We start from the raw sequence: 25,558 nt of genomic DNA on the forward strand, positions 1-25,558 counted from the left end.
AGCTGAACAGAAATACCTGCAGAGACCAGACCATGCGCATACCTTCAAGATCGCTCCTCGCCGCCAGCCTATTGGCAATTGCCTTCGCCAGCCCCGCACACGCCAAGCAGGATGATCGCGGCAACGGCAATAGCCATCATGCCCAACAGGGCAACGACCGAGGCCAGGGAGCCAGACACAACGACCGTGACCCGGTTTCAGATCATTACAGCCGCCCTTCTGAGCGCATACAGGAGGACGTCATACGCAGCATCTTTCGTGACAACCGCGAATGGGTGCAGCGTGGCGACAACTTGCCACCAGGCATCCGCAAGAACCTGGCTCGCGGCAAGCCGCTGCCGCCCGGCATTGCCAAGCAGCTTGATCCGCGACTGGTCAACCGCCTGCCCCACTACGATGGCTATGAATGGCGTCAGATCGACGGCGACGTCGTCCTCGCCGAGATCGCTACCGGCATCATCGAGTCCATTATTTACGACGTGATCTACTGACCCCTGACCGGGCCTGCGGCCGCCAAACCGCTGGCCTATGCGATGTTTTGCGAGCGCGCTCACGCAAGCCGACAGACGGCGTCAATCGGCCTGATAAATTGACGCTATTTTCTTTGACAATCATTCTCATTCGAATTAGCATGCAGTCATCGTCAGCTATCCGCTGTTCAGGAGTCTCTGCATGTACGTTTGTCTCTGCAAAGGTGTAACCGATAACCAGATCAAGGACGCCATCGCTGGCGGTGCCTGCTCGATGCGCGACCTGCGTAACGATCTGGAAGTTGGCACCCAATGCGGCAAATGTGCCCGTGACTGCAAGTCTCTGTTGAGTGAAACCCTCAGCGCCAGTCCGGCGGCTGCCGGCATGCTCTCTGCGCAATACGTAGCGGCCTGATTCCTCCTCTCATTGATACTTGAGAATCATTTTTAACTCCTTTCTTTTCAAGCACTTAGATTTGACAAGAGCCTGTTGCGAGACCACACTTGGCGACTGAATAGTCCTGAGGGGGCATCGCTATGAAAGGCGACAAACAAGTCATCCAACACCTGAACAACGTTCTCGGCCTGGAGCTGATTGCCATCAATCAGTACTTCCTGCACGCGCGCATGCTCGAAGATTGGGGCTTGGAGAAGCTCGGCAAGCGTGAGTACAAAGAATCCATCGCCGCCATGAAGCACGCCGATCGCCTGATCAAGCGCATCCTGTTCCTGGAAGGGCTGCCAAACCTGCAAGATCTTGGGCGCCTGAAGATCGGCGAAAACACCCGCGAGATTCTCGAGTGCGACCTCAAGCTGCAAATGCAGGCACTACCCGACCTGAAAGAAGCAATCGCCTTCTGCGAAAGCGTGGGCGACTACGGTAGCCGAGAAGTCTGCGAAGACATCCTCGAAGCCGAAGAAGAACATGTCGACTGGCTGGAAACCCAGCTGAGCCTGTTTGATGCGGTGGGTGCGGAAAACTACCAGCAGTCTCAGATTGAGTAATCCGCTTTCGGACTGCCACAAAAAACGCCGCTTTTCGCGGCGTTTTTTGTGGCAGCTTAACTAAGAAAGCACCGATCAAGTCCAGGCGCACAGGTCGCTCGGAATCAATCAGCGCCTCCCTCAAGCGCGGCTTATCCGATGCTCGCGATAATCTCGTCCAGCGCCTGCGCCGGCTCGTGGGCGCGGGTAATCGGGCGACCAATCACTAGATAGCTGCTGCCATTCTCCAACGCCTGAGCCGGGGTCACGATGCGCTTCTGGTCGTCTGCCGAACTGTCGGCCGGCCGAATACCCGGCGTGACCAAAAGGAAGTCTTCTCCCAAGGCACCGCGTAGCGCCTTAGCCTCGCGCGCCGAACAGACCACACCATCCAAGCCGCAGTCCTGCGTAAGACGCGCCAGCCGCTGAACCTGCACCATGGGCTCGATATCCACGCCCACCTCTTGCAGGTCTTCCTGCTCCAGACTGGTAAGAATGGTTACAGCAGTCAGCAGCGGACGACCACCGGGACGGCGCTCAAGTGTCTCGCGGCAGGCCTCCATCATGCGACGACCACCGCCAGCATGTACATTGACCATCCATACGCCCAGCTCCGCGGCTGCACGCACGGCGCTGGCGGTTGTATTGGGGATGTCGTGAAACTTGAGATCCAGGAAAACCTCAAACCCCTTGTCTTGCAACGCCTCAACCACCGCCGGTCCGGCGCTGGTAAACAGCTCCTTACCCACTTTGACCCGGCATTTCTTGGGGTCAAGCTCATCGGCCAACTGCAGCGCCGCGCCCGTCTCAGGGAAGTCCAGGGCAACAATAATCGGGCTGATGTTCGACATATAACTAAAATCCTGTTCAAGATTGGGGTGGGCAGTCTCAGGACAACTCATGACCCTTTAGCGGTTTGACCGTGCTCCAACTCTGACAACTGGGGCACTGCCAATACAACTTGCTACCGGTAAAACCACAACTGTCGCAACGGTAACGTGGGCGCGCACGAACCAGCGCTTCCAGCAACTCAGGTAGCGGGTCGGTCTCGGGGGAAGCGGGTCCACGCAAACGCAGCAGCTCGTGAACGCCAGACAGGGACGGCTGCACCAGCAAGCGCTGTAGCAAAAAACGCTCTGCGCTGGCAGCACCCTGCTCTCTCTGGATTTGCCGCGTGCGTGCCAGCACCACAGACACCACAGGCTTGGTAGCGCGCTCCAGCGCCTGATCCAGATACTCTGCCAGATCAAGCGCGCCATTATCCGCACAGCGCTCTGCCAATGCCAGCACTTCCGGCACAAAGTCGGGTGCTTGTTCGGCCAGTCGTTGCAGCAAGCGCGCAGCGCCCTTGTAGTCACCGCCATGCACTTGCAGCTCTGCCGACATAATGAGGGCACGCACGCACAGCGGCTCGACCTTCAGCGCCGTGCGCAGATGCAGCTGTGCCTCGGCCGTCTCACGTCGCTGCACCGCGCGGGCGGCAAGCTCGCAATGGTACTGCGCCAGGGTAACCGAGAAATCGGCCCGCTCTCGCAACAGCCGCTCTCCCACCGCAATTGCCTCACGCCATTCATGCTGATGCTCGTAGGCGGCAACCAAATCAACCAGCGCTTCGGCACGCAAACTGGAGCCGGAGTCCGCCAGCTCCTCAAGCAAGCGTTCGGCGCGTTGATGCATGCCAACCGCCAGGTAGTCACGTGCCAGCTCCAATTGCACGCGATCTCCCTGCTCGGGCGTCAGGTTTGGACGCGCAAGCAGGTTCTGATGCACCTTGATAGCCCGCTCAACATCGCCGCGCTGACAAAACAGCTTGCCGATGGCGATATGGGTTTCAACGGTCTCGGGATTGACCTCAAGAGCACGAATGAAGGTTTCGATGGCTTCGTCAGGCTGCTCGTTAAGCAGATAGTTAAGACCAATGAAATACTGCTTGTCGACCGCACTGCCGTGCGGCTGCAGCATGAAACCGACCTTGATTGCCTCTCGGCGGCCAAGAAACCAGCCGATCGCCAGGGCCAATACAAACAGCCCGAGGAACATCAGTTCCTGCATGGTGATCAGCCTTTGACAGCCTGGGTACGCAGCTTGTCGATTTCCTTGCGGTAGCGGTTCAGCTCATTGCTTTGCACCATCAGCTTCAGCCGCAGACGGGTGGTGATCAGCCAGCCAACGAAGACGCCCAGTGCGCTACCGAGAATAAAGGCGAGTACAACATAGATGGAAAGAGGCAATGCAGGGGACTGCATTTCGAGAAATTGCAGGGAGGTGGCTTGCTGATTTTCCAGCATGAAATCCATGGTCGCCAAGGCTACCAGCAGCAGAACCAAGATCAGCAACACGCGCTTCAACCACAGCATGTGATACAACTCCGCATCCATTGAGTGTGTGCGAAGTATAACCCAGCACGGCGCGAGTGCGGCATAGGATCAGGCGTTTTCGAGTGACTCGTTAACCCTGTCACGCAACTCCTTGCCCGGCTTGAAGTGCGGCACATACTTACCCTCAAGCTCTACAGCATCACCGGTCTTGGGATTACGCCCTACCCGCGGCGCACGGTAATGCAACGAGAAACTGCCGAAGCCGCGAATCTCGATTCGCTCCCCGGTAGCTAATGCCTGGGACATATGCTCCAGCATGGTCTTGATCGCAAGCTCAACGTCCTTCGCCGACAACTGCCCCTGTTGTTCGACGATACGCTCGATCAACTCCGACTTGGTCATGGTTTTCCCTTTCTTATCAAGCGAGTAGACTCGTTTTTCGTTTTATAGGGTTTTACCATGCTTGACTAGGTTTGAACAGCCTGATAAGCGAAGCGCTCCCGCGCTTCGCAGCTGCAAGGCGGATGGCCGCCCCCTGCAAGCTGCAAGCTGCAAGCTGCAAGCTGCAAGCTGCAAGCTGCAAGCTGCAAGCTGCAAGCTGCAAGCGTAATCAGGATGTGTTGCCCTGCCAGGCCGTCAAGTCTTTTCTATGCGCCTTGTACGCATTCATCACCCTCATAGAACCCACACAACCGGCAAGCCAGGGTTTTACTTGCCGCTTGCAGCTTGAGGCTTGCAGCTGTGCCCGCCCAACGGGCGGGCACAAAAAAGGGCGACCGAAGTCGCCCTTTTTTACAGCTGGATAGGCTTAGTTGCCTTTGCCTTCCATCTGCTGCTTGATCAGATCACCAATGGTGGTCGGACCAGCGGCCAGCATTTCCTGCTTACGCAGGTCTTGCATGGCTTCTTTCTCGTCTTCAACGTCTTTCGCCTTGATGGACAGGCTGATAACGCGGCTCTTACGGTCGACACCAATGATCTTGGCTTCAACTTCGTCGCCAGCGTTCAGGACGTTGCGAGCATCTTCAACGCGGTCACGGCTGATTTCGGAGGCCTTCAGAGTGCCTTCGATGTCGTCCGCCAGGGTGATGATGGCGCCTTTGGCGTCAACTTCCTTGACGGTACCGGTGATGATGCTGCCTTTCTCGTTCAGGGAAACGAAGTTGGAGAACGGATCGTCTTCCAGCTGCTTGACGCCCAGGGAGATGCGCTCGCGCTCAGGGTCAACAGACAGGATAACGGTTTCGATCTCGTCGCCCTTCTTGAAGCGACGTACCGCTTCTTCGCCGGCTTCGTTCCAGGAGATGTCGGACAGGTGAACCAGACCATCGATGCCACCGTCCAGACCGATAAAGATACCGAAGTCGGTGATGGACTTGATGGAACCGGCGATGCGGTCGCCCTTGTTGAACTTGCTGGAGAACTCTTCCCACGGGTTCATCTTGCACTGCTTGATGCCCAGGGAGATACGGCGACGGTCTTCGTCGATGTCCAGAACCATAACTTCCACTTCGTCGCCAACGTTGACAACCTTGGACGGGTGGATGTTCTTGTTGGTCCAATCCATCTCGGAAACGTGAACCAGACCTTCAACGCCTTCTTCCAGCTCAGCGAAGCAGCCGTAGTCGGTCAGGTTAGTGACCTTGGCAGTAACGCGAGTGCCTTCCGGGTAACGACCGGTGATAGCAACCCACGGATCTTCGCCCAGTTGCTTCAGACCCAGGGAAACGCGGTTACGCTCACGGTCAAACTTCAGGACCTTAACGTCGATCTCGTCACCAACGTTAACGATCTCGGACGGATGCTTGATGCGCTTCCAGGCCATATCGGTGATGTGCAGCAGGCCGTCTACGCCGCCCAGGTCAACGAACGCACCGTAATCGGTGAGGTTCTTGACGATACCCTTGACGACTTGACCTTCCTGCAGGGTTTCCAGCAGGGCTTCGCGCTCGGCGGAGTTCTCGGCTTCCAGAACTGCACGACGGGAAACGACAACGTTGTTGCGCTTCTGGTCCAGCTTGATGACCTTGAATTCCAGTTCCTTGTTTTCCAGGTGGGTGGTGTCACGTACGGGACGTACGTCAACCAGCGAGCCCGGCAGGAACGCACGGATGGTGTTGACGTCGACGGTAAAGCCACCTTTGACCTTGCCGTTGATAACACCTTTGACGACTTCTTCTGCAGCGAAAGCAGCTTCGAGGACTTTCCACGATTCGGCGCGCTTGGCCTTTTCGCGGGACAGTTTGGTTTCACCGAAACCGTCTTCAACGGCGTCCAGTGCAACGTGAACCTCATCACCCACTTCGATGGTCAGTTCGCCCTGCTCGTCCAGGAACTGATCGCGCGGGATGACACCCTCTGATTTCAGACCGGCGTGAACGGTGACCCAGTCGGAGTCGATGTCCACAACGATACCAGTGATGATGGAGCCCGGCTCCATATCAAGGGTTTTTAGGCTTTCTTCAAAAAGTTCGGCAAAGCTTTCGCTCATTTGGAATCCTGTAAGTAAGTTTTAGGGCAGCTACCGCAAAGCCGTTTTAAAGCGCGCTATGCAGCTACTGTCCCGCCACGCCACCAGCTTGCGTGGGTTGATGGTATCAATGCCCTTTCCGGTGGTGCTGGTTGCCCGGAACAGACAGTCTGATCAGCCCAGCAGGTTGCGCTCGCGCGCCATCGTCTGGACTGCTTCAAGTACTTCTTCAATGCTCATCTGCGTGGAATCGATCACGATTGCATCATCCGCCGGCTTCAGCGGCGCGATGCTGCGGTTCATATCCCGCTCGTCCCGCGCAACGATCTCATCGAGAAGACTCGCCAGATTAGCAGCTTCACCCTTTCCGAGCAACTGCCGGTGACGGCGAGAGGCGCGCTCCTCGGCGCTGGCGGTCAGGTACACCTTCAACTGTGCATCAGCAAACACCACGGTACCCATGTCGCGACCATCGGCGACCAGACCTGGCGCTTCGCGGAACACGCGCTGACGCTGCAGTAACGCATCACGCACAGCGGGCAGCGCGGCTACCTGCGAGGCGCCGGCGCCTACATCTTCGGTACGGATGGCACGGGTGACATCCTCGCCCTCCAGGATAATCTGCTGCTCGCCACCGGCTTCACCGGCCACAAACTGCACATCCAGATGGGCCGCCAGCGCCTCCAGCGAGGTTTCGTTGGTCAAATCAACACCGTGATTGCGCGCCGACAGGGCGAGCAGGCGATACAAAGCGCCGGAGTCCAGCAGGTTCCAGCCAAGACGAGAGGCCAGCAAACCGGCGATGGTGCCCTTGCCCGACCCACCAGGGCCGTCGATGGTGATGACGGGGGCCTGTTGATCAATCACGCGTTGTCCTCCAGACGGACTTGCATGCCGACCGATTGCGCAAGGTCGATGAAGCCCGGGAATGATGTCGCCACATTGGCGCAATCCTTGATATGAATGTCGCCGGTGGCGCGCAGCGCAGCGACCGAGAACGACATGGCGATACGGTGGTCACCATGGCTTTCAACGCTGCCGCCACCGATAGCGCCGCCGTCGATAATGATACCGTCAGGCGTCGGCTCTGCCTTGACGCCCAGCGCCCGCAGGCCATCAGCCATGACCTGAATGCGGTCGGACTCCTTTACCCGCAGCTCTTCAGCATCACGCAGGATGGTGCGACCTTCAGCACAGGCGGCTGCCACGAACAGCACCGGAAACTCGTCAATCGCCAGCGGCACCTGATCGACCGGAATGTCGATGCCTTTGAGCGGCGCGTAACGCACGCGGATATCAGCCACCGGCTCGCCACCCACTTCGCGCTCGTTGAGCAGCTCCAGATTGCCGCCCATGGCACGCAGGATATTGATGATGCCGATGCGCGTGGGGTTGATGCCCACGTGCTCCAGCGTCAGGTCAGCGCCCTCGCAGATGCTGGCAGCGACCATGAAGAACGCGGCGGAGGAGATGTCGGCCGGCACATCAATGCGGCAGGCTTTGAGGGTATGGCCGGACTCGACGGTGGCAGTGGCGCCATCCACCTTGACCGGATAACCAAAGCCCTTGAGCATGCGCTCGGTATGGTCACGGGTGGGCGCAGGCTCGGTCACCGAGGTGGTGCCGGAGGCATACAGACCGGCCAGCAAAATGCAGGATTTGACCTGCGCACTGGCCATCGGCATCTGATAGTCCATGCCCATCATGCGGCTGCCACCCTTGATACGCAGCGGCGGGCGACCCTCGTCACCGGTGTCGATCTGGGCACCCATTTCGCGCAGTGGCTTGGCCACGCGGCCCATCGGGCGCTTGGACAGCGACGCATCGCCGGTCAGCACGGTGTCAAAATCCTGTCCGGCCAGCAGGCCCGACAGCAAACGCATGGAGGTACCGGAGTTACCCAGATACAGCGAGCCGGGCGGCGCCTGCAGCCCGTGCAGACCGACACCATTGATGGTCACCCGGCCATGGTGCGGGCCTTCAATCACCACGCCCATGTCGCGAAATGCCTGCAGGGTCGCCAGGCTGTCTTCGCCTTCCAGGAAGCCCTCGACCTCAGTCACACCCTCGGCCAGCGAGCCAAGCATGATGGAGCGATGGGAAATAGACTTGTCACCAGGCACACGAATGCTGCCGTTGACCTTGCCGCCGGGGCTGGCGATGAAGTTGAATTCTTGAGTTTGCATAGGTTCCATGTAAGCCCTGCGGGCCAGAATAGTGCTGAAATGCTCTCGTGCCGACTTGGCTCGGGTAAACACACCAAGCAGCGTATTGGCGTCACGGGTTTCCACCGCTTCACGCAGTCGACCCAGATCCTGGGTAAAGGCATCAAGACTGCGCAAGACCGCATCCCGATTTGCCAGAAAAACATCGCGCCACATCACCGGATCACTCGCGGCAATGCGGGTAAAGTCCCGGAAGCCACCGGCAGCGTAGCGGAAAATCTCCAGATTCTCGTTCCGCGACGCCAGGGTGTCCACCAGCGAGAACGCCAACAGATGCGGCAGGTGACTGGTGGCCGCCAGGACTTCATCATGGTCGGCCAGCGACATGCTCTCTACATCGGCATCCAGCGCCTGCCAGCAACGCTGCACCAGGCCGACCGCCTCTGCCGCCGTCTGCTCAAGCGGCGTGAGAATAACCTTATGGTGGCGAAACAGGTCCGCACGGGCCGCCTCGACACCGCTTTTTTCCGAACCGGCGATCGGGTGGCCCGGTACAAAGTTGGCCGGTACCGCGCCAAACACCTCTTCCACCGCCTGCGCAACCGCACCCTTGGTGCTACCCACATCCGTAATCACCGCGTCGCCCAGCTCCAGCGCGGCCAGTTGCGCCAGCACCGCGCGCATACCCAGCACTGGCACGGCCAGCATGATCAGATCAGCGCCCTGCACTGCCTCAACCAGATTGGCCGTGACCTTGTCGACCACGCCCAGTGGCACCGCCTGACGACGGGAGACCGGGTCCAGATCACAACCGATCACCTCGCGGCACAGGCCACTCTGGCGCATACCCTTGGCAAAGGAGCCGCCGATCAGGCCAAGCCCGATTACCGCAAGGCGACCGATTGTCGGTGTTACTGGTGACAGGCCGGTTACATCAGCCACGATTCAACACCTGCTTGAGCGCATCCAGAAAACGCTGGTTTTCTTCTGGCAAACCAATGGTTACGCGCAGGTGGTTCGGCATGCCGTAGTTGGCCACCGGACGCACAATGACGCCTTCGCGCAGCAGCGCCTGAAAAATCGGCGCCGCTTCACGACCCACATCGATTGCGAGGAAGTTACCGCGTGAAGGGATCCAGCTCAGCCCCAGGGCTGCGCAGCCGTCTTCCAGCTGCTGCATGCCTTGGCGGTTGATGCGTCGGCTTTCGATCAGGTAGGCCTCGTCCTGCAGGGCCGCCAGCGCTGCCGTCAGGGCAAGGCTGTTGACGTTGAACGGCTGGCGTACGCGATTTAGGGCATCGGCAATCACCGGACTGGACAAGCCATAGCCGACACGCAGCGCAGCCAATCCATAGGCCTTAGAGAAGGTACGCGAGACCAGCAGGTTGGGGTAACGCGGCAGGTAATCAACGCCGTTAGGCACCTCGTCGGTCTCGACGTACTCGGTGTACGCCTCGTCCAGCACCACAATGACGTTTTCCGGCACACGGTCGAGGAAGGCCTCGAGCGCACTGCGCTCAATCCAGGTACCGGTGGGGTTGTTGGGGTTGGCGATAAAGACCACCCGGGTCGCCGGGCTGATGGCGGCCGCCATGGCATCCAGATCATGCCCCCAATCCTTAGCCGGCACCGACACCGCCTTGGCGCCCACTGCTTGGGTCACAATGGGGTAAACAGCAAAGGCGTGATCACTGAAGACCACTTCATGCTCGGGGCCGACAAAGGCACGGGCCACCAGCTCGAGAATGTCGTTGGAGCCGTTACCCAGGGTGATGCCTACGGTATCCACGCCCAGCTTCGCAGCCAGCGCCTGCTTCAGCGCAAAGCCGTTGCCATCAGGGTAACGGGTCAGCTCTGCCAATGCTGCAGCGATAGCCTCACGCACCGCCGGGCTCGGGCCCAGCGGGTTTTCGTTGCTGGCCAGCTTGACGATATCCTGCGGCCGCAAGCCAAACTCTCGCGCCAGCTCCTCTACCGGCTTGCCCGGCACATAGGGAGACAGCTTCTGCACACCTGGCCGCGCCAGGCTGAGGAAATCACAACTCATAACACGCTCCGCACGGGCCGACGACGTCGGCCGCCTGAGGCTGAAGGCTTAAGGCTGGAAGCGCATCACCGCGCTGCCGCCAACCGCACCTGTCGAGCCACTCGCCAATAACCTGACCTTCCAGCCTCTGGCCTAAAGCCTTCAGCCGCTTACAAAACCGCCTTCGGATACGACCCCAGCACCTTGAGCGCTACCGAGTCGTCGTTGATCTTCTCCAGCACATCCTTGATCAGCGGATCGTGCTGGTGACCGAAGAAGTCGATAAAGAACACATAGGTCCATTTGCCGCTGCGCGAGGGGCGGGTTTCGATGCGGCTCAGGTCGATACCGTTGGAGTGGAACGGTTCGAGCAGGTGATGCAGCGCACCCGGCTTGTTGCGCATGGAAACGATGACCGAGGTCTTGTCGTCGCCGGTCGGCGGGACTTGCTGGTTACCGATAATCAGAAAACGCGTGGAGTTGTCCGGGCGGTCTTCGATTTTCTCGGCCAGACGCGTCAGCTCGTACAGGTCGGCCGCCATGTCGCCGGCAATCGCCGCCGAGTTCCACTCCCCTTTTACCCGACGCGCCGCATCGGCGTTGCTGGCAACGGCTACGCGCTCGACGTTCGGGTAGTGGGCGTCCAGCCACTTGCGGCACTGGGCCAGCGACTGGGCGTGGGAATACACGCGGGAGATCTTGTCGGTCTTGGTATTTTCACCGACCAGCAAATGATGGTGAATGCGCAGCTCTACCTCACCGCAGATCACCAGATCATGCTCAAGGAAGCTGTCGAGCGTGTGGTTGATAGCGCCTTCGGTAGAGTTTTCTACCGGCACCACGCCAAACTGCACCGCGCCGGCAGCCACCTCACGGAAAATCTCGTCAATCGCCGCCATCGGCACGCTGACCACAGAGTGACCAAAGTGCTTGAGTGCCGCGGCCTGGGTGAAGGTGCCTTCCGGCCCAAGATAGGCGACACGCAGTGGCTCTTCGAGCGCCAGGCAAGCGGACATGATCTCACGGAACAGGCGGGCCATTTCCTCGTTATCGAGCGGCCCCTTGTTCAGTTCCATGATGTGCTTGAGCACCCAGGCTTCACGCTCGGGGCGATAGAACAGCGGCTTGACGCCGGGCTCCAGCGCCTTCTGCTTGACGTGCGCGACGGTTTGCGCACAGGCAGCCCGCTCACTGATCAGGTCAAGAATCTTTTCATCAATGGTGTCGATGCGCTTGCGTAGCGCCTTCAACTGATCTTCATCAGACATGGGTATCAACCGTGCTGCTGTTCAAACTCGGCCATGTAGGCCACGAGTGCGTCGACCGCGGCTTGCGGCACTGCGTTATAGATGGAGGCGCGCATGCCGCCAACCGAGCGATGACCTTTCAGGTTGAGCAGTCCGCGCTCTTCGGCGCCGGCCAGGAACGGCTTGTCCAGCCGATCGTCTGCCAGACGGAAGGGGATATTCATCCAGGACCGGTCAGCGGCGTTAATCGGGTTGTTGTACAGCTCACTGCCGTCGATGGCCGAGTACAGCGCCTTTTGCTTGGCATCGTTGATGCGCTTGACCGCGTCCAGACCGCCCTGCTCCTTAAGCCACTGGAAGATCAGGCCGGACAGATACCAGGCAAAGGTGGGCGGCGTGTTGTACATCGAATCGTTCTTGGCGGCGACGGCATAGTCCAGCATGGTCGGGCAGCTGGCACGCGCGCGACCCAACAGGTCTTCACGCACAATCACTACCACCAGACCGCTCGGGCCGATGTTCTTCTGGGCGCCGGCGTAAATCATGCCAAAGCGTGAGACATCAACCGGCCGCGACAGGATGGTCGAAGACATATCCGCCACCAGCGGCACGTCACCGGTCTGCGGCACCCAGTTGAATTCCAGGCCGCCGATGGTTTCGTTCGGACAGTAGTGCACGTAGGCGGCGTCTGCCGACAACTGCCACTCGTTCTGACCGGGGATGGCAAAGTAATCGTAGGCCTTGGCACTGCCGGCCACGTTGACGTTGCCGAAGCGCGCCGCCTCGTCGATGGCTTTGCGCGACCAGATACCGGTATCGATGTAATCGGCGCTGCCGCCTTCTGGCATCAGGTTCAGCGGTATCTGGGCAAACTGCTGACTGGCACCGCCCTGCAGGAACAGCACCTTGTAGTTGTCCGGGATCGCCATCAGGTCGCGCAGATCCTGTTCGGCCTGCTGGGCTACCGAGACAAACTCATCGCTGCGGTGGCTCATTTCCATAACTGACAGGCCCTTGCCCTGCCAGTCAAGCAGCTCGGCCTGGGCTCGCTGCAACACCGCTTCCGGCAATGCCGCCGGTCCAGCACAGAAATTGAACAGACGCTTACTCACGATTACTCCTGATCATCCACGGGTTGCTGCTCATCACCTTCCGGCTGCTGGGCGTCGCCTTCTTCGGCATCCTCAGCGGCCAAGTCAATCTCGTCCTCAGTGGGCTCTTGGACGCGCTCCAGGCCGACCAGTTTTTCTTCCGGCGCCAGACGAATGAGCATGACGCCCTGGGTGTTACGCGACAGGCTGGATACTTCGCTGACGCGGGTGCGTACCAGCGTGCCCTGGTCAGAAATCAGCATAATTTCCTCACCATCGACCACCTGAACAGCGCCCACCAGCGCGCCATTGCGCTCATTGGAGACCATAGCGATCACGCCCTGACCACCACGACCACGACGCGGAAACTCTTCCAGCACGGTGCGCTTGCCGTAACCACGCTCGGAGGCGGTCAGAATCTGCGCCTCGGGCTCGGGGATCAGCATGGAGATCAGGCGCTGTTCGGTCGGCAGACGCATGCCGCGCACACCGCGTGCGGTACGGCCCATGGTGCGCACATGACGCTCCTTGAAGCGGATAACCTTGCCACCGTCGGAGAACAGCATGATGTCACGCGAGCCGTCGGTAATGGCGGCGGCGATCAGGGTGTCGCCCTCTTCCAGGCGCAGGGCGATCAGGCCATTGCTGCGCGGACGGCTGAACTGCACCAGCGGGGTCTTCTTCACGGTGCCGCGCGCGGTGGCCATAAAGATGTAGGAACCGGTAGGCTCGTCGTTGTCGTCATCGTCGCTGTCAGCGTCGCCATCGGCATCTGCCTCGACTTCAACGGCTTCACCTTCGATTACACCCGCCTCGTCCTCCAGCTCCTCGCCCTCTTCGGCGCTCTGCTGCTGCAGCGCCTCCAGGTCGACCTGCAACATGGCGGTGATCCACTCACCTTCTTCCAGCGGCAGCAGGTTGACCAGCGGGCGGCCACGCGCGGCGCGCGAGGCTTCAGGAATTTCGTAGGTCTTGAGCCAGTACACCTTGCCGCGACTGGAGAACAGCAGCAGCGTAGCGTGACTGTGGGCGACCAGCAGGTGTTCGACATAGTCTTCATCTTTCACGCCGGTCGCTGCCTTGCCGCGGCCGCCACGGCGCTGGGCCTGGTAGTCGGTCAGCGGCTGGCTCTTGGCGTAACCGCCGTGGGAGATAGTCACCACGCGGTCTTCTTCGGCAATCAGGTCGGCCAGGGACAGGTCCATGCGCGAGGCAACGATTTCGGTACGACGCTCGTCGCCAAAATCATCACGTACCTTTTCCAGCTCCTCGACGATCACTTCCATCAGGCGCTCCTGGCTGTTCAGGATGCGCAGCAGCTCGCCAATCTGCTCAAGAATCTGCTGGTACTCGGTCAGCAGCTTTTCGTGCTCCAGACCGGTCAGGCGATGCAGACGCAGATCCAGAATGGCCTGGGCCTGCTCAGGGGACAGGTAATACTTGCCTTCACGCAGGCCGTATTGCTCGTCCAAACCATCGGGGCGGCAAGACTCGGCGCCGGCGCGCTCGACCATTTCAACCACCGCGCCCGGCTCCCAAGCCGTGGCGATCAAGGCTTCGCGGGCTTCCGCCGGGGTGGGCGACTTTTTGATCAGCTCGATGACCGGGTCAATGTTCGACAGCGCGACCGCCTGACCTTCCAGGATGTGCCCGCGTTCACGCGCCTTGCGCAGCTCGTAAACGGTACGACGGGTCACCACTTCACGGCGGTGACGGACGAAGGCTTCGAGCAGCTCCTTGAGGTTGAGAATCTTCGGCTGACCGTCGAGCAAGCCGACCACGTTGATGCCGAACACGCTCTGCATCTGGGTCTGGGCGTAGAGGTTGTTGAGCACGACCTCAGGCACTTCGCCTCGGCGCAGCTCGATAACCACGCGGATACCGTCCTTGTCGGACTCATCGCGCAGTTCAGTGATGCCTTCGAGCTTTTTCTCTTTGACCAGCTCGGCGATCTTTTCGATCAGACGCGCTTTGTTCAGCTGGTACGGCAGCTCGGAAATGACGATCTGCTGGCGACCGCCAACCTTGTCGATATCTTCAATTTCGCAGCGGGCGCGCACGTAGATGCGGCCCCGGCCAGTGCGATAGGCCTCAACAATGCCGGCACGACCGTTGATGATACCGGCCGTCGGGAAGTCCGGACCCGGAATAAACTCCATCAGCTCGTCGATGCTGATGTCCGGGTTGCTGATCACGGCCAGACAACCGTTGATCACTTCAGTCAGGTTGTGCGGCGGGATGTTGGTCGCCATGCCGACGGCGATACCGCTGGAGCCGTTGACCAGCAGGTGCGGAATCTTGGTGGGCAGAACGTCTGGAATCTGCTCTTTACCGTCGTAGTTGGGTACCCAGTCGACGGTTTCCTTATCCAGGTCAGCCAGCAGCTCATGGGTCAGCTTGGCCATGCGCACTTCGGTGTAACGCATGGCTGCCGCGTTATCGCCGTCGATGGAGCCGAAGTTGCCCTGGCCGTCAACCAGCGGATAACGCATGGAGAAGTTCTGCGCCATACGCACGATGGTGTCGTATACCGCCGAGTCGCCGTGCGGGTGGTATTTACCGATAACGTCACCAACCACACGTGCCGATTTCAGGTACGGCTTGTTCCAGTCGTTGCCCAGCTCGCTCATGGCGTAGAGCACGCGACGGTGCACCGGCTTGAGGCCGTCACGCACATCCGGCAGAGCCCGGCCGACGATTACGCTCATGGCGTAATCCAGGTAGGACTGTTTCAGTTCGTCTTCGATATTGACTGGAAGGATTTCTTTGGCCAGTTCACCCATGAAACGGCATTCCTTTTATTGTCGGCGTCGAGATAACGCCAAAAGCAATGCAAAGGCCTGAATCCCCCGGCACATACGGGTTTTCAGCACCTCTGCGACACGCGCATTGGAAAGGCGAAAGCGCCGATCGGCCCACCTTGCAGAAGCGCTTCTGCAACGGGGCGCATTCCGCCCGATCAAAGCGGCAAAGGATACCACAGAGAACCCGCCGACGGGAGCTTATAGCGCGCCCGCCGCGGGCAGGGAGAGGCAACCATCAATGCAGCCGGCGAATACTCATGAGTTTGGCGATCTTGCCCTCATCGGGCCGCTCAATCACGCCTTTTTCCGTGACGATGGCGTCAATCAGCTCCACGGGCGTGACGTCCAGCGGCTGGCTGGCACCGGCTGCGCCATGCAACACCTCAGGCTCCAGCGCATCGCCGTCACTGAGACTCATGTCCAACGCCGCCGTGGAAGCCACCACCATAAAGCGCAAGCCGTGGTGCATGGCGAGAATGGCGAGCGCGTAGGTCCCCTGGGTGGTGATAACGTCACCGTTGGCAGCAATGCGCTCGGCACCAACGATCACCCAGGACACCGGGTCGCACTTCATGATCCGCGCGGCTGCGCTGTCGGCCATCAGCAGGTGCGGGACACCTGCACGCTCAAGCTCCCAGGCCGCCAGCCGCGACCCCGCCTGCGAGGGACTGGCCTCGCTCACCAGCACCTCCTTCAAGACGCCAGCGCGATAAGCTGCCTGCACGACACCCATGGCGGTGCCGCCACCACCGCCGGACAGCTCACCGCTGTAACCCAGCAGCATCAGCTTCTGCTCCGCTGAATGATGGCGGCGCAGCAGTTGCAGACCAAAGCGCGCCATGCTCCTGTTGGCCTCCTGATCGGCTGCGGCGATTGCTTCGGCGGCGTTCAGCAAGCGCGCAGGCACATCCACATCCGCCGCCAATCCCGTCAGGGTCTGCCGCATGATGCCCAAGGTCCAATGCACGTTGGCCGCCATTGGCCCGAGCGCGGCAAAAGCAGCAATCACCGGCTCCAGCGCCTGCGACCAGCTCCGCACCGGCGTGACCAGTTGTCGCGCCGCCAGCACCACACCAAAGGCCGCGGCAACGCCCATTGCCGCAGCGCCAGCCACCACACCACAACGTATGGCCGCCAACACCTCAACCTCATCGCGGCAATCCTGGGTTACCAGCTCGGGCATTCGGCGCTGATCCAGCAGCCTGACCGCACCCTCCGGCAGCCAACTGACTGCGCGCAACACCGTACTATCCGCTACCGCCTCTATCTGCAACATGACAAAATCCCCTCTGCTGACGCCGGCCTCGCCGGTGCACTTCGACCCCACGCTGCATTTGCTCACGACCAGCAGGTATACTTGCCGACCATGATGCAAGGCGAATTGAACATGACCACCCTGCCCGGCGAGCTCGACCTGTTGATCGTGCCTCGCTGGATCATCCCTGTTGTGCCACGCGGCGTGGTGCTGGAACAGCACGCCCTGGCGGTCCATCAAGGCCGTATCGTCGGCCTGTTGCCGCTGAGCAGCGCCAACGCCCTGCAACCGCGCGAACGCCGCGACCTGCCAAACCACGCGCTGATTCCCGGCCTGATCAACGCCCACGGCCATGCCGCAATGACACTGTTCCGTGGCCTGGCGGACGACCTGCCGTTGATGACCTGGCTCACAGACCATATATGGCCCGCCGAAGGACGCTGGGTCAACGCCGATTTTGCCCGCCTGGGCACCGAGCTGGCGATTGCCGAGATGCTGCGCGGCGGTACCACCTGTTTCTCCGACATGTATTTCTACCCGGATGTTGCAGCCGCGGCAGCACTGGATGCAGGCATGCGCGCGCAGCTGTGCTTCCCGGTAATCGACAATCCGATCCCCGGCGCACGCGATGCCGCCGAGGCGATCGCCAAGGGCTTGAAGCTGCGCGACGACACCCGCCACAGCGGGCTGATCTCCACCGCATTCGGCCCGCATGCGCCCTACACGGTAGGCGACGACACCCTGACGCGTATCCGCACCCTGGCCGACGAGCTCGACATGCCGATTCACATGCATGTCCACGAGACCGCCGGTGAGGTAGCCGATGCCGTCAACCAAACCGGCGAGCGACCGCTACAACGCCTGCAGCGTCTGGGCCTGCTCAGCCCCAGATTGCAAGCAGTGCATATGACCGAGATCAGCGATGCCGATCTGGCCTTGCTGGTCGAATACGGCGTACAGCTGGTGCACTGCCCTGAATCCAACCTCAAGCTGGCCAGCGGCATGATGCCGGTCCAGCGCCTGCTCGACAGCGGCCTGAACGTCGCCCTGGGCACCGACGGCGCGGCCAGCAACAATGATCTGGACATGTTCGGCGAGATGCGCACCGCCGCCCTGCTGGCCAAGATGGTTGCCGGCACCCCTACCGCCCTGGACGCCCACAGCGCCCTGCATATGGCCACGCTGGGCGGCGCACGGGCGCTCGGGCTGGACGAGGAGATCGGCTCACTGGAAGTCGGCAAGGCCGCCGATATCGCTGCCGTAGACCTCTCAGGAATCGCCCAGCAGCCACTCTACAACCCAGCGTCCCAGCTGCTGTACACCTGCAACGCCAACCAGGTCAGCGATGTCTGGATAGCCGGGCGCGTCAAACTGCGCGACGGCCAGCTGGTCGGCCTTGATACGCACACCACCTTGCAGCAAGCCCGCGAGCTGGCTGCCCTTATTGCCCAAGGGGAACCCCATGAGTCTTAACGTTGACCGCGCTGAAATCGCCAAATTTGAGGCGCTGGCAAGCCGCTGGTGGGACCGTAACAGCGAGTTCAAGCCGCTGCATGAGATCAACCCGCTGCGCACCAACTGGATCGACGAGCGCGCCAGCCTGGCCGGCAAGAAAGTACTGGACGTCGGCTGTGGCGGCGGCATTCTGGCCGAGGCTATGGCCCAGCGCGGCGCCCAGGTAACCGGTATCGACATGGGCGAAGCGCCCCTGGCGGTCGCCCGCCTGCACCAACTGGAATCCGGTGTCAGCGTCGAGTACGAGCAAAGCACCGCCGAAGAGTTTGCCGAGCTGCACGCCGGCACCTTTGACGTGGTGACCTGCCTGGAGATGCTCGAGCACGTGCCTGATCCAAGCTCGGTGATTCGCGCCTGCGCCAAACTGGTCAAGCCGGGCGGCCAGGTGTTCTTCTCGACCATCAACCGCAACCCCAAGTCGTTTATGTTCGCCATCGTTGGCGCCGAGTACGTCTTGCGCATGCTGCCGCGCGGCACCCACGAATTTGCCAAGTTCATCCGTCCGGCCGAGCTGGGCCGCTGGGTACGCGATGCCAGCCTTGACCTGCAGGACATCACCGGCCTGACCTTCAACCCGCTGACCCGCACCTACAAGCTGGAGCCAGACGTTGACGTCAACTACATGGTGCATTGCCAGCGCGAGGCGCAAGCCTGATGCTCAGTGGCGTGCTCTTTGATCTGGACGGCACTCTGCTTGATACCGCCGAAGACTTTGTTCAGATCATCCAGACCATGCTGCAGGAGCACGGTAAACCGGCAGTTGACGCTGCAGTGATCCGCGCCCAGGTATCCGATGGATCGATCGGCATGCTGTCGACCGCCTTCACCCTCTGCGCGCAGGACAGCGCCTTCGCGGCGCTGCGCGAGGACTTTCTACAGCGCTATGAGCAGGGTCTGGCACGGCACACCCGCCCTTTTCCCGGCATCAGCGAGCTGCTGGACTGGCTGGACGCCGAAGGTGTGCCCTGGGGCGTGGTGACCAACAAACTTAGCCGCTTCAGCATTCCGCTGCTGGAGCAAACCGGGCTCGCCACCCGCTGCGCCTCGCTGGTTTGCCCGGATCAGGTGTCGCGCGGCAAGCCTGACCCGGAGTCCGCCTTGAAGGCCTGCAGCGAAATGGGCATCGACCCGTCTGGCTGCGTATTTATTGGCGACCACCTGCGCGACATTCAGGCCGGTCACGCTGCCGGCATGACGACTATTGCCGCGTTGTACGGCTACCTGCCGGCCGAAGAAGACCCTATTGCCTGGCAAGCCACCCATAGCGTGCAGCACGCCAGCGAACTACTGCCCTGGCTGCAACAACGGCATCAACCGGAGACCCCCCATGTTTGAGTACACTGCCCCGGCCGATCTGCTGGCCGGCCGCGTCATCCTGATTACCGGTGCCGGCGACGGCATCGGCCGTGCCTGCGCCCTGAGCTGCGCGGCCCACGGCGCTACCGTGGTGTTGGTTGGCCGCACCCAAAGCAAACTGGAAGAGGTTTACGACGCCATTGAGGCGGCCGGCCATCCGCAACCGGCGCTCTGCCCGCTGAACCTGGAAACCGCCACCGAAAAGGACTACGAAGACCTGGCAGACCAGTTGTTTGATGCCTTTGGCAAACTGGACGGCCTGGTACATAACGCCGCCGAGCTAGGCCCGCGGACGCTGCTTGATGGCGTCAAGGCTGATGCCTGGCTGCGCGTCATGCAGGTCAACGTCAACGCCCCCTTCCTGCTGACCAAAGCGATGATGCCGTTGCTGCGTGCCGCCGATGACGCATCGGTCGTACTGCTGTCTTCCAGCGTTGGTCGCAAGGGCCGCGCCTACTGGGGCCCCTACGCCGTCAGCAAGTTCGCAGTGGAAGGCATGATGCAGGTGCTGGCCGATGAGCAGGACGGCACCAGCAACATCCGCGTCAACAGCGTAAACCCGGGCGCCACCCGCACTCGCATGCGCGCCACGGCCTACCCGAACGAGCCGGTTGAGACCAACCCAGAGCCGGAAGCGATCATGCCGGTGTTCCTGTATCTGCTCGGCCCGGATGGCAAGGCGCACAACGGCGCCGCGCTGAACGCGCAGTAGCAGAATCTTGACACCCGCTTGCCGCCTGCCGCGCCCCACTTGGCCGCAGGCGGCATTTTTTTGCCACCAACCTATAAATCCCCTCGAAAAAAATCTCAAGCCATTGATTTAAAACAACAAAATACAATGGCACATTGATTGCTTAAATAACGATACCAGACACTCCGCAGGTACCGTCAGTATGCCCGTACAGGGAAACACCATCGATTTCGACTCGGCTCGCGTCAAACTCGCCCAAGGCAGCGTGACGCGTAGACGCGGCAACAAGCCTAGCGCCAGCTTCGAAGCCGTGCAGCGCCAGCTCAACCTGACCCTGCAAACCAGCCTGGAGCTGGACCGGGTGCTTGGGATGTTTTTCGCAGGGTTGCAGGAGCTGCTGCAGGTTGACGGCATGGAGTACCGTCACAGCGCTGCGAACGCGAGCCTGAGCCTTGGTCAGGTCGCGTTGCATCGCTGCAGCTACCGCCTGTCACATGCCGGGAGCTACATGGGCGAGCTGCAATTCAGTCGCCAAAGCCGCTTTGCCGAAGCCGAGCTGGCGAGCCTGGAAGCGCTGCTAGGCACCCTGCTGTTTCCCCTGCGCAACGCGCTGATGTACCGCGAGGCGCTGGCCTGCGCGCTGAACGACACCCTGACCGGGGCTGGCAACCGGCTGGCACTGAACCAGAACCTGGAGCGAGACTTGCGACTGGCCAAACGCAGCGGCCAGCTTCTGTCAGTACTGGTGCTCGATGTCGATCACTTCAAGCGCATCAACGACCGCTATGGTCACGCCTACGGTGACGAAGCGCTCAAGGGTGTTGTGGACTGCGTAGCCGCCTCGCTGCGCAATGTCGACGGCTTGTACCGCCTGGGCGGCGAAGAATTTGTAGTGCTGCTGCACAACACCGACCCTGCCGCCTGCACCATGGTAGCCGAGCGCATTCGCAGCGCGATTGAACAGCTGCAGTTTGAGATCGACGGCCAACCGCTGCCCATGACTGTCAGCCTGGGGTGCAGCACGCTGCGTGCAGACGATGATGCCGCGAGCCTACTCAGCCGAGCGGACCTGCGCATGTACGAGGCGAAGCGAAGCGGGCGCAACCGCGTGGTCGGACAATAATCCCAGCATAAAAAAACGGCGCCTTAAGGCGCCGTTTTTTTATGCTTAGAGCAGCACTCAGCGATCGCGTCGGCGACCACCACGTGGCTGACGAGCCTGGTGCATGGACGGTTTGCGCGCCAGGCGCTGCATCTTTTCCTTGTCGCTGGTCTTCATCGCCGGCAGCGCAATCGGCTCCAGGCCCACTTCCTTGCTCAGCGCGTCCAACTCGTTCTGCTTGAGCTCGCGCCAGCGGCCAACGGGCAGTTCCGGGCCGAGGAATACCGGCCCGAAACGTACGCGCTTGAGGCGGTTGACGCGCATACCCTGGGACTCCCACAGCCGGCGTACTTCGCGGTTGCGGCCTTCCATCAGGCAGACGTGAAACCAGCGGTTGATACCCTCACCACCGGAAGCCACGATATCGGTGAACTTGGCCGGGCCGTCTTCGAGCATCACGCCCTCTTTCAGACGCTCGACCATGTCCTCTGTGACCTCACCCATAACCCGCACGGCGTATTCACGATCCATTTGATAGGACGGGTGCATCAGGCGGTTGGCCAGCTCACCATCGGTGGTAAACAGCAGCAGACCGCTGGTGTTGATATCCAGACGACCGACGTTGATCCAGCGGCCGTGCTTGAGGCGTGGCAGGCGATCGAAAACGGTGGGACGACCTTCCGGATCGTCGCGGGTACAGACTTCGCCCTCGGGCTTGTTGTACAACATGACGCGGCGGGTGACCTCGGAGCCCAGATCGCGGCGAATCGGACGATCGTCCACGCTGATCTGATCCATGCTGTCGACCCGGCAGCCGAGCTCGGCGGGCTGTCCGTTGACGCTGACACGGCCGGCGGCAATCCAGCCCTCAACCTCGCGCCGTGAGCCCAGCCCCATACGGGCCAGCACCTTTTGCAGTTTTTCGCCTGGCGCCGGCGCGGCGGGGTTGTCGTTTACGTCGATATCGTCAGTCATTGGAGCACCTCCCGGTGTGAAGCAGAGAAAAGCCGTGCAGGATACCACCGACCACAGGCGCCAGCCAGATCAGCTGCGCTGCCCTTCATCGGAATCATCAGCCCCCGACTGCTCGTCGAGGGCTGAGTTTTCTGAGGCAGATACCTCCGTAACCGGCATGTCCGCAACCGGCATGTCCGCAACCGGCACGTCCAAGACCGGCACGTCCGCCACCGGTATGTCATCAAAGTCACTCTTGAGGTTGGCTTCCATGGCGTTGAGCTCGTCCAGCAGGTTGCGAAAGCCGCTCTGGCCCTCTTCCGAATCCAGCGGTTTGAGCGGCTCCACCGGCAACCAGGGCGCATCGCCTGCGGCGTCGCCGTCACGCGCCTGGGCGTCGGCCTCCTCCGGTGACTGCAGCGCCAGCTCCGGCGCCATATCCAGCTCATCCAGATCACGCACCGCCGCCAGCGGCGGCAGCTCGTTCAGGCTGCGCAGGTTAAAGTAGTCGAGAAACTGCCGCGTGGTGGCGTACATGGCCGGGCGCCCCGGTACGTCGCGATGCCCCACCACCCTCACCCACTCGCGGTCCAGCAGGGTCTTGACGATCTGGGTGCTGACCGCAACGCCACGGATGTCCTCAATTTCGCCACGGGTGATCGGCTGACGGTAGGCGATCAACGACAGGGTTTCCAGCAAGGCGCGGGAGTAGCGCTGCGGACGCTCCTCCCACAGCCGCGCCACCCAGGGCCCGTACTGCTCACGCACCTGCAGACGCCAACCACTGGCTACCTCGCGCAGCTCGATGGCGCGCCCCTGATAGCTGGCTGCCAGCTTCTCAAGCGCCTTGCGGATATCCTCAAAGCCGGGCAGCGCATCCTCATCGAACAACTCACGCAGCTTTTCCAACGACAACGGCCGGCCCGCTGCCAGCAACGCAGCCTCAACAATGTGTTCAATCGGCGGCTGGCTCATGCTCACCTCGTGCCTTGACGTGAATGGGGGCAAAGGCTTCGCTCTGCACCAGATCAACCAGTTGTTCCTTGACCAGTTCCAATACGGCCATAAAGGTCACCACCACCCCGAGCTTGCCCTCGCTGGCGTTGAACAGGCTGACAAAGGGCACAAACTGGCCGGCCTTGAGACGGTCCAGCACCTCAGCCATGCGCTCGCGGGTGGACAGCGCCTCGCGGGTGACCTGGTGACTTTCAAACATCTCGGCCCGGCGCAACACTTCCGACAGCGACAGCAGCAGCTCCTGCATGCTGACCTCCGGGTGCGCGCGACGGCTCGGCAGCTCGCCTACCTCAACCCGTGCCGCCCAGGTCTCGCGCCCCATGCGCGGTAACCCGTCGATATCCTCGGCGGCCTTCTTGAAACGCTCGTACTCCTGCAGGCGGCGGATCAGCTCGGCGCGCGGGTCACCCTCATCGTCGTCCAACTCTTCCGGGCGCGGCAGCAGCAAACGCGATTTGATCTCCGCCAGCATGGCCGCCATCACCAGATACTCGGCCGCCAGCTCCAGACGCACCGCTTTCATCAGTTCGACGTAGGTCATGTATTGACGGGTAATCTCTGCGACCGGAATATCGAGGATGTCGATGTTTTGCTTGCGGATCAGATACAGCAGCAAGTCGAGCGGGCCTTCAAAGGCCTCAAGAAAGACTTCCAGTGCTTCTGGGGGGATATACAGGTCCTGCGGGACCTCGGTGTAGGCCTCGCCGTAGACAACGGCAAGCGGCAGCTCCTGCTGCCGGCCAACGCCGCGCGAACGGTCTATCGCGGCGTCGGTCTCGGGGCTGACCGCGGCATCCTCTGTCGGGTCAGCCATCGGTTACTGCCGGTACTGCAGGCCCATGGCCTGACGCACTTCGATCAGCGTGTCACGGGCCGCTTCACGGGCGCGCTCAGTCCCCTCGTTGAGGATCACGCGAACCGCATCCGGGTTGGCCTCGTACTCGCTGGCACGCTGCTGCATGGGCGACAGCTCGGCGCTGATGGCGTCGATGATCGGCTTCTTGCAGTCGATGCAGCCGATGCCGGCGCTACGGCAGCCTTCCTGCACCCAGTCATGGGTCGGCTTGTCGGTGTAGACCTGATGCAACTGGTACACCGGGCACTTGTCCGGGTTACCCGGGTCGGTACGACGCACCCGCGCCGGATCGGTCGGCATGCGACGCACCTTTTCCGACACTTCATCGGTGGTGTCACGCAGGGTGATGGTGTTGCCGTAGGACTTGGACATTTTCTGCCCATCCAGCCCCGGCATCTTGGAGTCCGGCGTCAACAGCGCCTGCGGCTCCGGCAGGATCACCTTGCCGCCGCCCTCGAGGTAACCGAACAAACGCTCCTGGTCACCCAAGGTAATATTCTGTTGCTCCTTGAGCAGCGCGCGGGCGGTTTCCAGTGCATCGGCGTCGCCCTGCTCCTGGTAGGCCTTGCGCAGGTTGGAGTAGAGCTTGGCGGCCTTTTTACCCATCTTCTTGATGGCAGCTTCGGCCTTGTCCTCAAAGCCCGGCTCCTTGCCGTACAGGTGATTGAAGCGCCGCGCCACCTCACGGGTGATTTCGACGTGCGCCACCTGGTCAGCACCCACCGGCACCTGGCCGGCGCGGTAGATCAGGATGTCGGCGCTCTGCAGCAGTGGATAACCAAGGAACCCATAGGTCGCCAGGTCGCGATCCTTGAGCTTTTCCTGCTGATCCTTGTAGGTCGGCACACGCTCCAGCCAGCTGACCGGGGTAACCATCGACATCAGCAGATGCAGCTCGGCGTGCTCGGGCACCTGAGACTGAATGAACATGGTCGACGAGGTCCCGCTGACGCCGGCGGCCAGCCAGTCGATCAGCATGTCCCAGACGTTCTGTTCAATGCTCTGCGGGTCTTCGTAATGGGTGGTCAGGGCATGCCAGTCGGCGGCGAAGAAAAAGCACTCGTACTCGTGCTGCAGCTTGACCCAGTTTTTCAACACACCGTGATAGTGACCCAGGTGCAGACGGCCGGTGGGGCGCATGCCTGACAGAACCCGGCGCTGCGAATCGACAGAACTCAAGGGGGACTCCTGAAAAGACCAATTGTAATAAGCGAACTGCGGCGATTATACCGATAAA

General features: G+C 61.1%; 24 protein-coding genes. 8 read left to right on the forward strand and 16 right to left on the reverse strand.

All coding sequences use genetic code 11. From position 1 onward, the window contains the following. Positions 1-32: 32 nt before the first annotated feature. The 3 genes from HV822_RS02600 to bfr all read left to right on the forward strand — a co-directional run bounded on the left by HV822_RS02600 (position 33) and on the right by bfr (position 1,475). Positions 33-491, forward strand: a complete 459-nt coding sequence (locus tag HV822_RS02600) for an anti-virulence regulator CigR family protein (protein WP_238872112.1) — start codon at positions 33-35, stop codon at positions 489-491. A 181-nt stretch (positions 492-672) separates the two neighbouring features. Further along, entirely contained in the window at positions 673-885 is a 213-nt protein-coding gene (locus HV822_RS02605; RefSeq protein WP_238872113.1) for a bacterioferritin-associated ferredoxin, read from the forward strand. Positions 886-1,007: 122 nt separating this feature from the next. Then, positions 1,008-1,475 carry a bacterioferritin gene (bfr, locus tag HV822_RS02610; RefSeq protein ID WP_238872114.1) on the forward strand — a complete coding sequence of 156 codons (468 nt, stop codon included), beginning with the start codon at positions 1,008-1,010 and terminating at the stop codon, positions 1,473-1,475. Between the two features lie 131 nt (positions 1,476-1,606). Here the strand turns inward: bfr and pyrF are convergent, their stop codons facing one another. From pyrF to HV822_RS02670, 12 genes are all read right to left on the reverse strand, one after another. Next, the gene (gene pyrF / locus HV822_RS02615) at positions 1,607-2,305 is read right to left on the reverse strand and encodes an orotidine-5'-phosphate decarboxylase (protein WP_238872115.1); all 699 of its coding nucleotides are present in this window, start codon (positions 2,303-2,305) and stop codon (positions 1,607-1,609) included. A 37-nt stretch (positions 2,306-2,342) separates the two neighbouring features. After that, positions 2,343-3,506 (reverse strand): lipopolysaccharide assembly protein LapB, encoded by a 1,164-nt coding sequence (gene lapB / locus HV822_RS02620; protein ID WP_238872116.1) that lies wholly within the window; start codon positions 3,504-3,506, stop codon positions 2,343-2,345. A gap of 5 nt (positions 3,507-3,511) precedes the next feature. After that, positions 3,512-3,811: a lipopolysaccharide assembly protein LapA domain-containing protein gene (locus HV822_RS02625; RefSeq protein WP_235846767.1), complete on the reverse strand. Its 300-nt coding sequence runs from the start codon at positions 3,809-3,811 to the stop codon at positions 3,512-3,514. 69 nt (positions 3,812-3,880) lie between these two features. Continuing rightward, positions 3,881-4,174 carry an integration host factor subunit beta gene (gene ihfB / locus HV822_RS02630; protein WP_083726708.1) on the reverse strand — a complete coding sequence of 98 codons (294 nt, stop codon included), beginning with the start codon at positions 4,172-4,174 and terminating at the stop codon, positions 3,881-3,883. A gap of 406 nt (positions 4,175-4,580) precedes the next feature. Further along, positions 4,581-6,263: a 30S ribosomal protein S1 gene (gene rpsA, locus HV822_RS02635; protein ID WP_238872117.1), complete on the reverse strand. Its 1,683-nt coding sequence runs from the start codon at positions 6,261-6,263 to the stop codon at positions 4,581-4,583. Between the two features lie 153 nt (positions 6,264-6,416). Beyond that, positions 6,417-7,106, reverse strand: a complete 690-nt coding sequence (gene cmk, locus HV822_RS02640; protein ID WP_238873670.1) for a (d)CMP kinase — start codon at positions 7,104-7,106, stop codon at positions 6,417-6,419. Next, complete coding sequence (locus HV822_RS02645) at positions 7,106-9,349, reverse strand: bifunctional prephenate dehydrogenase/3-phosphoshikimate 1-carboxyvinyltransferase (protein ID WP_238872118.1); 2,244 nt, start codon at positions 9,347-9,349, stop codon at positions 7,106-7,108. Before HV822_RS02645 ends, cmk begins: the two co-directional genes overlap by 1 nt. Next, the gene (gene hisC / locus HV822_RS02650; RefSeq protein ID WP_238872119.1) at positions 9,342-10,454 is read right to left on the reverse strand and encodes a histidinol-phosphate transaminase; all 1,113 of its coding nucleotides are present in this window, start codon (positions 10,452-10,454) and stop codon (positions 9,342-9,344) included. Before hisC ends, HV822_RS02645 begins: the two co-directional genes overlap by 8 nt. Before the next feature lie 149 nt (positions 10,455-10,603). Beyond that, positions 10,604-11,701, reverse strand: coding sequence for a prephenate dehydratase (gene pheA, locus HV822_RS02655; protein ID WP_238872120.1), 1,098 nt, complete (start codon positions 11,699-11,701; stop codon positions 10,604-10,606). 5 nt (positions 11,702-11,706) lie between these two features. Next, positions 11,707-12,792, reverse strand: a complete 1,086-nt coding sequence (gene serC / locus HV822_RS02660; RefSeq protein ID WP_238872121.1) for a 3-phosphoserine/phosphohydroxythreonine transaminase — start codon at positions 12,790-12,792, stop codon at positions 11,707-11,709. Between the two features lie 2 nt (positions 12,793-12,794). Then, the gene (gene gyrA, locus HV822_RS02665) at positions 12,795-15,554 is read right to left on the reverse strand and encodes a DNA gyrase subunit A (RefSeq protein ID WP_238872122.1); all 2,760 of its coding nucleotides are present in this window, start codon (positions 15,552-15,554) and stop codon (positions 12,795-12,797) included. 256 nt (positions 15,555-15,810) lie between these two features. Continuing rightward, positions 15,811-16,851 carry a translation initiation factor eIF-2B alpha/beta/delta subunit family protein gene (locus HV822_RS02670; protein WP_238872123.1) on the reverse strand — a complete coding sequence of 347 codons (1,041 nt, stop codon included), beginning with the start codon at positions 16,849-16,851 and terminating at the stop codon, positions 15,811-15,813. A 111-nt stretch (positions 16,852-16,962) separates the two neighbouring features. Here HV822_RS02670 and HV822_RS02675 point away from each other — a divergent pair, with 111 nt between their 5' ends. The 5 genes from HV822_RS02675 to HV822_RS02695 all read left to right on the forward strand — a co-directional run bounded on the left by HV822_RS02675 (position 16,963) and on the right by HV822_RS02695 (position 21,515). Then, positions 16,963-18,303, forward strand: coding sequence for a TRZ/ATZ family hydrolase (locus tag HV822_RS02675; RefSeq protein ID WP_238872124.1), 1,341 nt, complete (start codon positions 16,963-16,965; stop codon positions 18,301-18,303). Further along, positions 18,293-19,000: a bifunctional 2-polyprenyl-6-hydroxyphenol methylase/3-demethylubiquinol 3-O-methyltransferase UbiG gene (gene ubiG / locus HV822_RS02680; RefSeq protein ID WP_238872125.1), complete on the forward strand. Its 708-nt coding sequence runs from the start codon at positions 18,293-18,295 to the stop codon at positions 18,998-19,000. The genes HV822_RS02675 and ubiG overlap by 11 nt, the downstream gene beginning before the upstream one ends. Beyond that, on the forward strand, positions 19,000-19,680 hold the full coding sequence (locus tag HV822_RS02685) for an HAD family hydrolase (protein ID WP_238872126.1): 681 nt from the start codon (positions 19,000-19,002) through the stop codon (positions 19,678-19,680). The genes ubiG and HV822_RS02685 overlap by 1 nt, the downstream gene beginning before the upstream one ends. Beyond that, on the forward strand, positions 19,673-20,413 hold the full coding sequence (locus tag HV822_RS02690; RefSeq protein ID WP_238872127.1) for a YciK family oxidoreductase: 741 nt from the start codon (positions 19,673-19,675) through the stop codon (positions 20,411-20,413). Before HV822_RS02685 ends, HV822_RS02690 begins: the two co-directional genes overlap by 8 nt. A gap of 181 nt (positions 20,414-20,594) precedes the next feature. Beyond that, positions 20,595-21,515: a GGDEF domain-containing protein gene (locus HV822_RS02695; protein WP_238872128.1), complete on the forward strand. Its 921-nt coding sequence runs from the start codon at positions 20,595-20,597 to the stop codon at positions 21,513-21,515. Positions 21,516-21,572: 57 nt separating this feature from the next. On the opposite strand, the gene rluB is transcribed toward HV822_RS02695, so the two are convergent. The 4 genes from rluB to HV822_RS02715 form a co-directional block, all read right to left on the reverse strand. Next, a complete protein-coding gene (gene rluB / locus HV822_RS02700; protein ID WP_238872129.1) occupies positions 21,573-22,469 on the reverse strand; it encodes a 23S rRNA pseudouridine(2605) synthase RluB in 897 nt (298 codons plus the stop codon). Between the two features lie 69 nt (positions 22,470-22,538). Beyond that, positions 22,539-23,429: an SMC-Scp complex subunit ScpB gene (gene scpB, locus HV822_RS02705; protein ID WP_238872130.1), complete on the reverse strand. Its 891-nt coding sequence runs from the start codon at positions 23,427-23,429 to the stop codon at positions 22,539-22,541. Further along, complete coding sequence (locus tag HV822_RS02710; RefSeq protein ID WP_239031117.1) at positions 23,404-24,279, reverse strand: segregation and condensation protein A; 876 nt, start codon at positions 24,277-24,279, stop codon at positions 23,404-23,406. Before HV822_RS02710 ends, scpB begins: the two co-directional genes overlap by 26 nt. Before the next feature lie 3 nt (positions 24,280-24,282). Further along, positions 24,283-25,461: a tryptophan--tRNA ligase gene (locus HV822_RS02715; RefSeq protein ID WP_238873672.1), complete on the reverse strand. Its 1,179-nt coding sequence runs from the start codon at positions 25,459-25,461 to the stop codon at positions 24,283-24,285. Positions 25,462-25,558: the final 97 nt, after the last annotated feature.

Source organism: Halopseudomonas maritima, assembly GCF_021545785.1.
In the GTDB taxonomy this organism is placed as follows: Bacteria; Pseudomonadota; Gammaproteobacteria; order Pseudomonadales; family Pseudomonadaceae; genus Halopseudomonas; species Halopseudomonas maritima.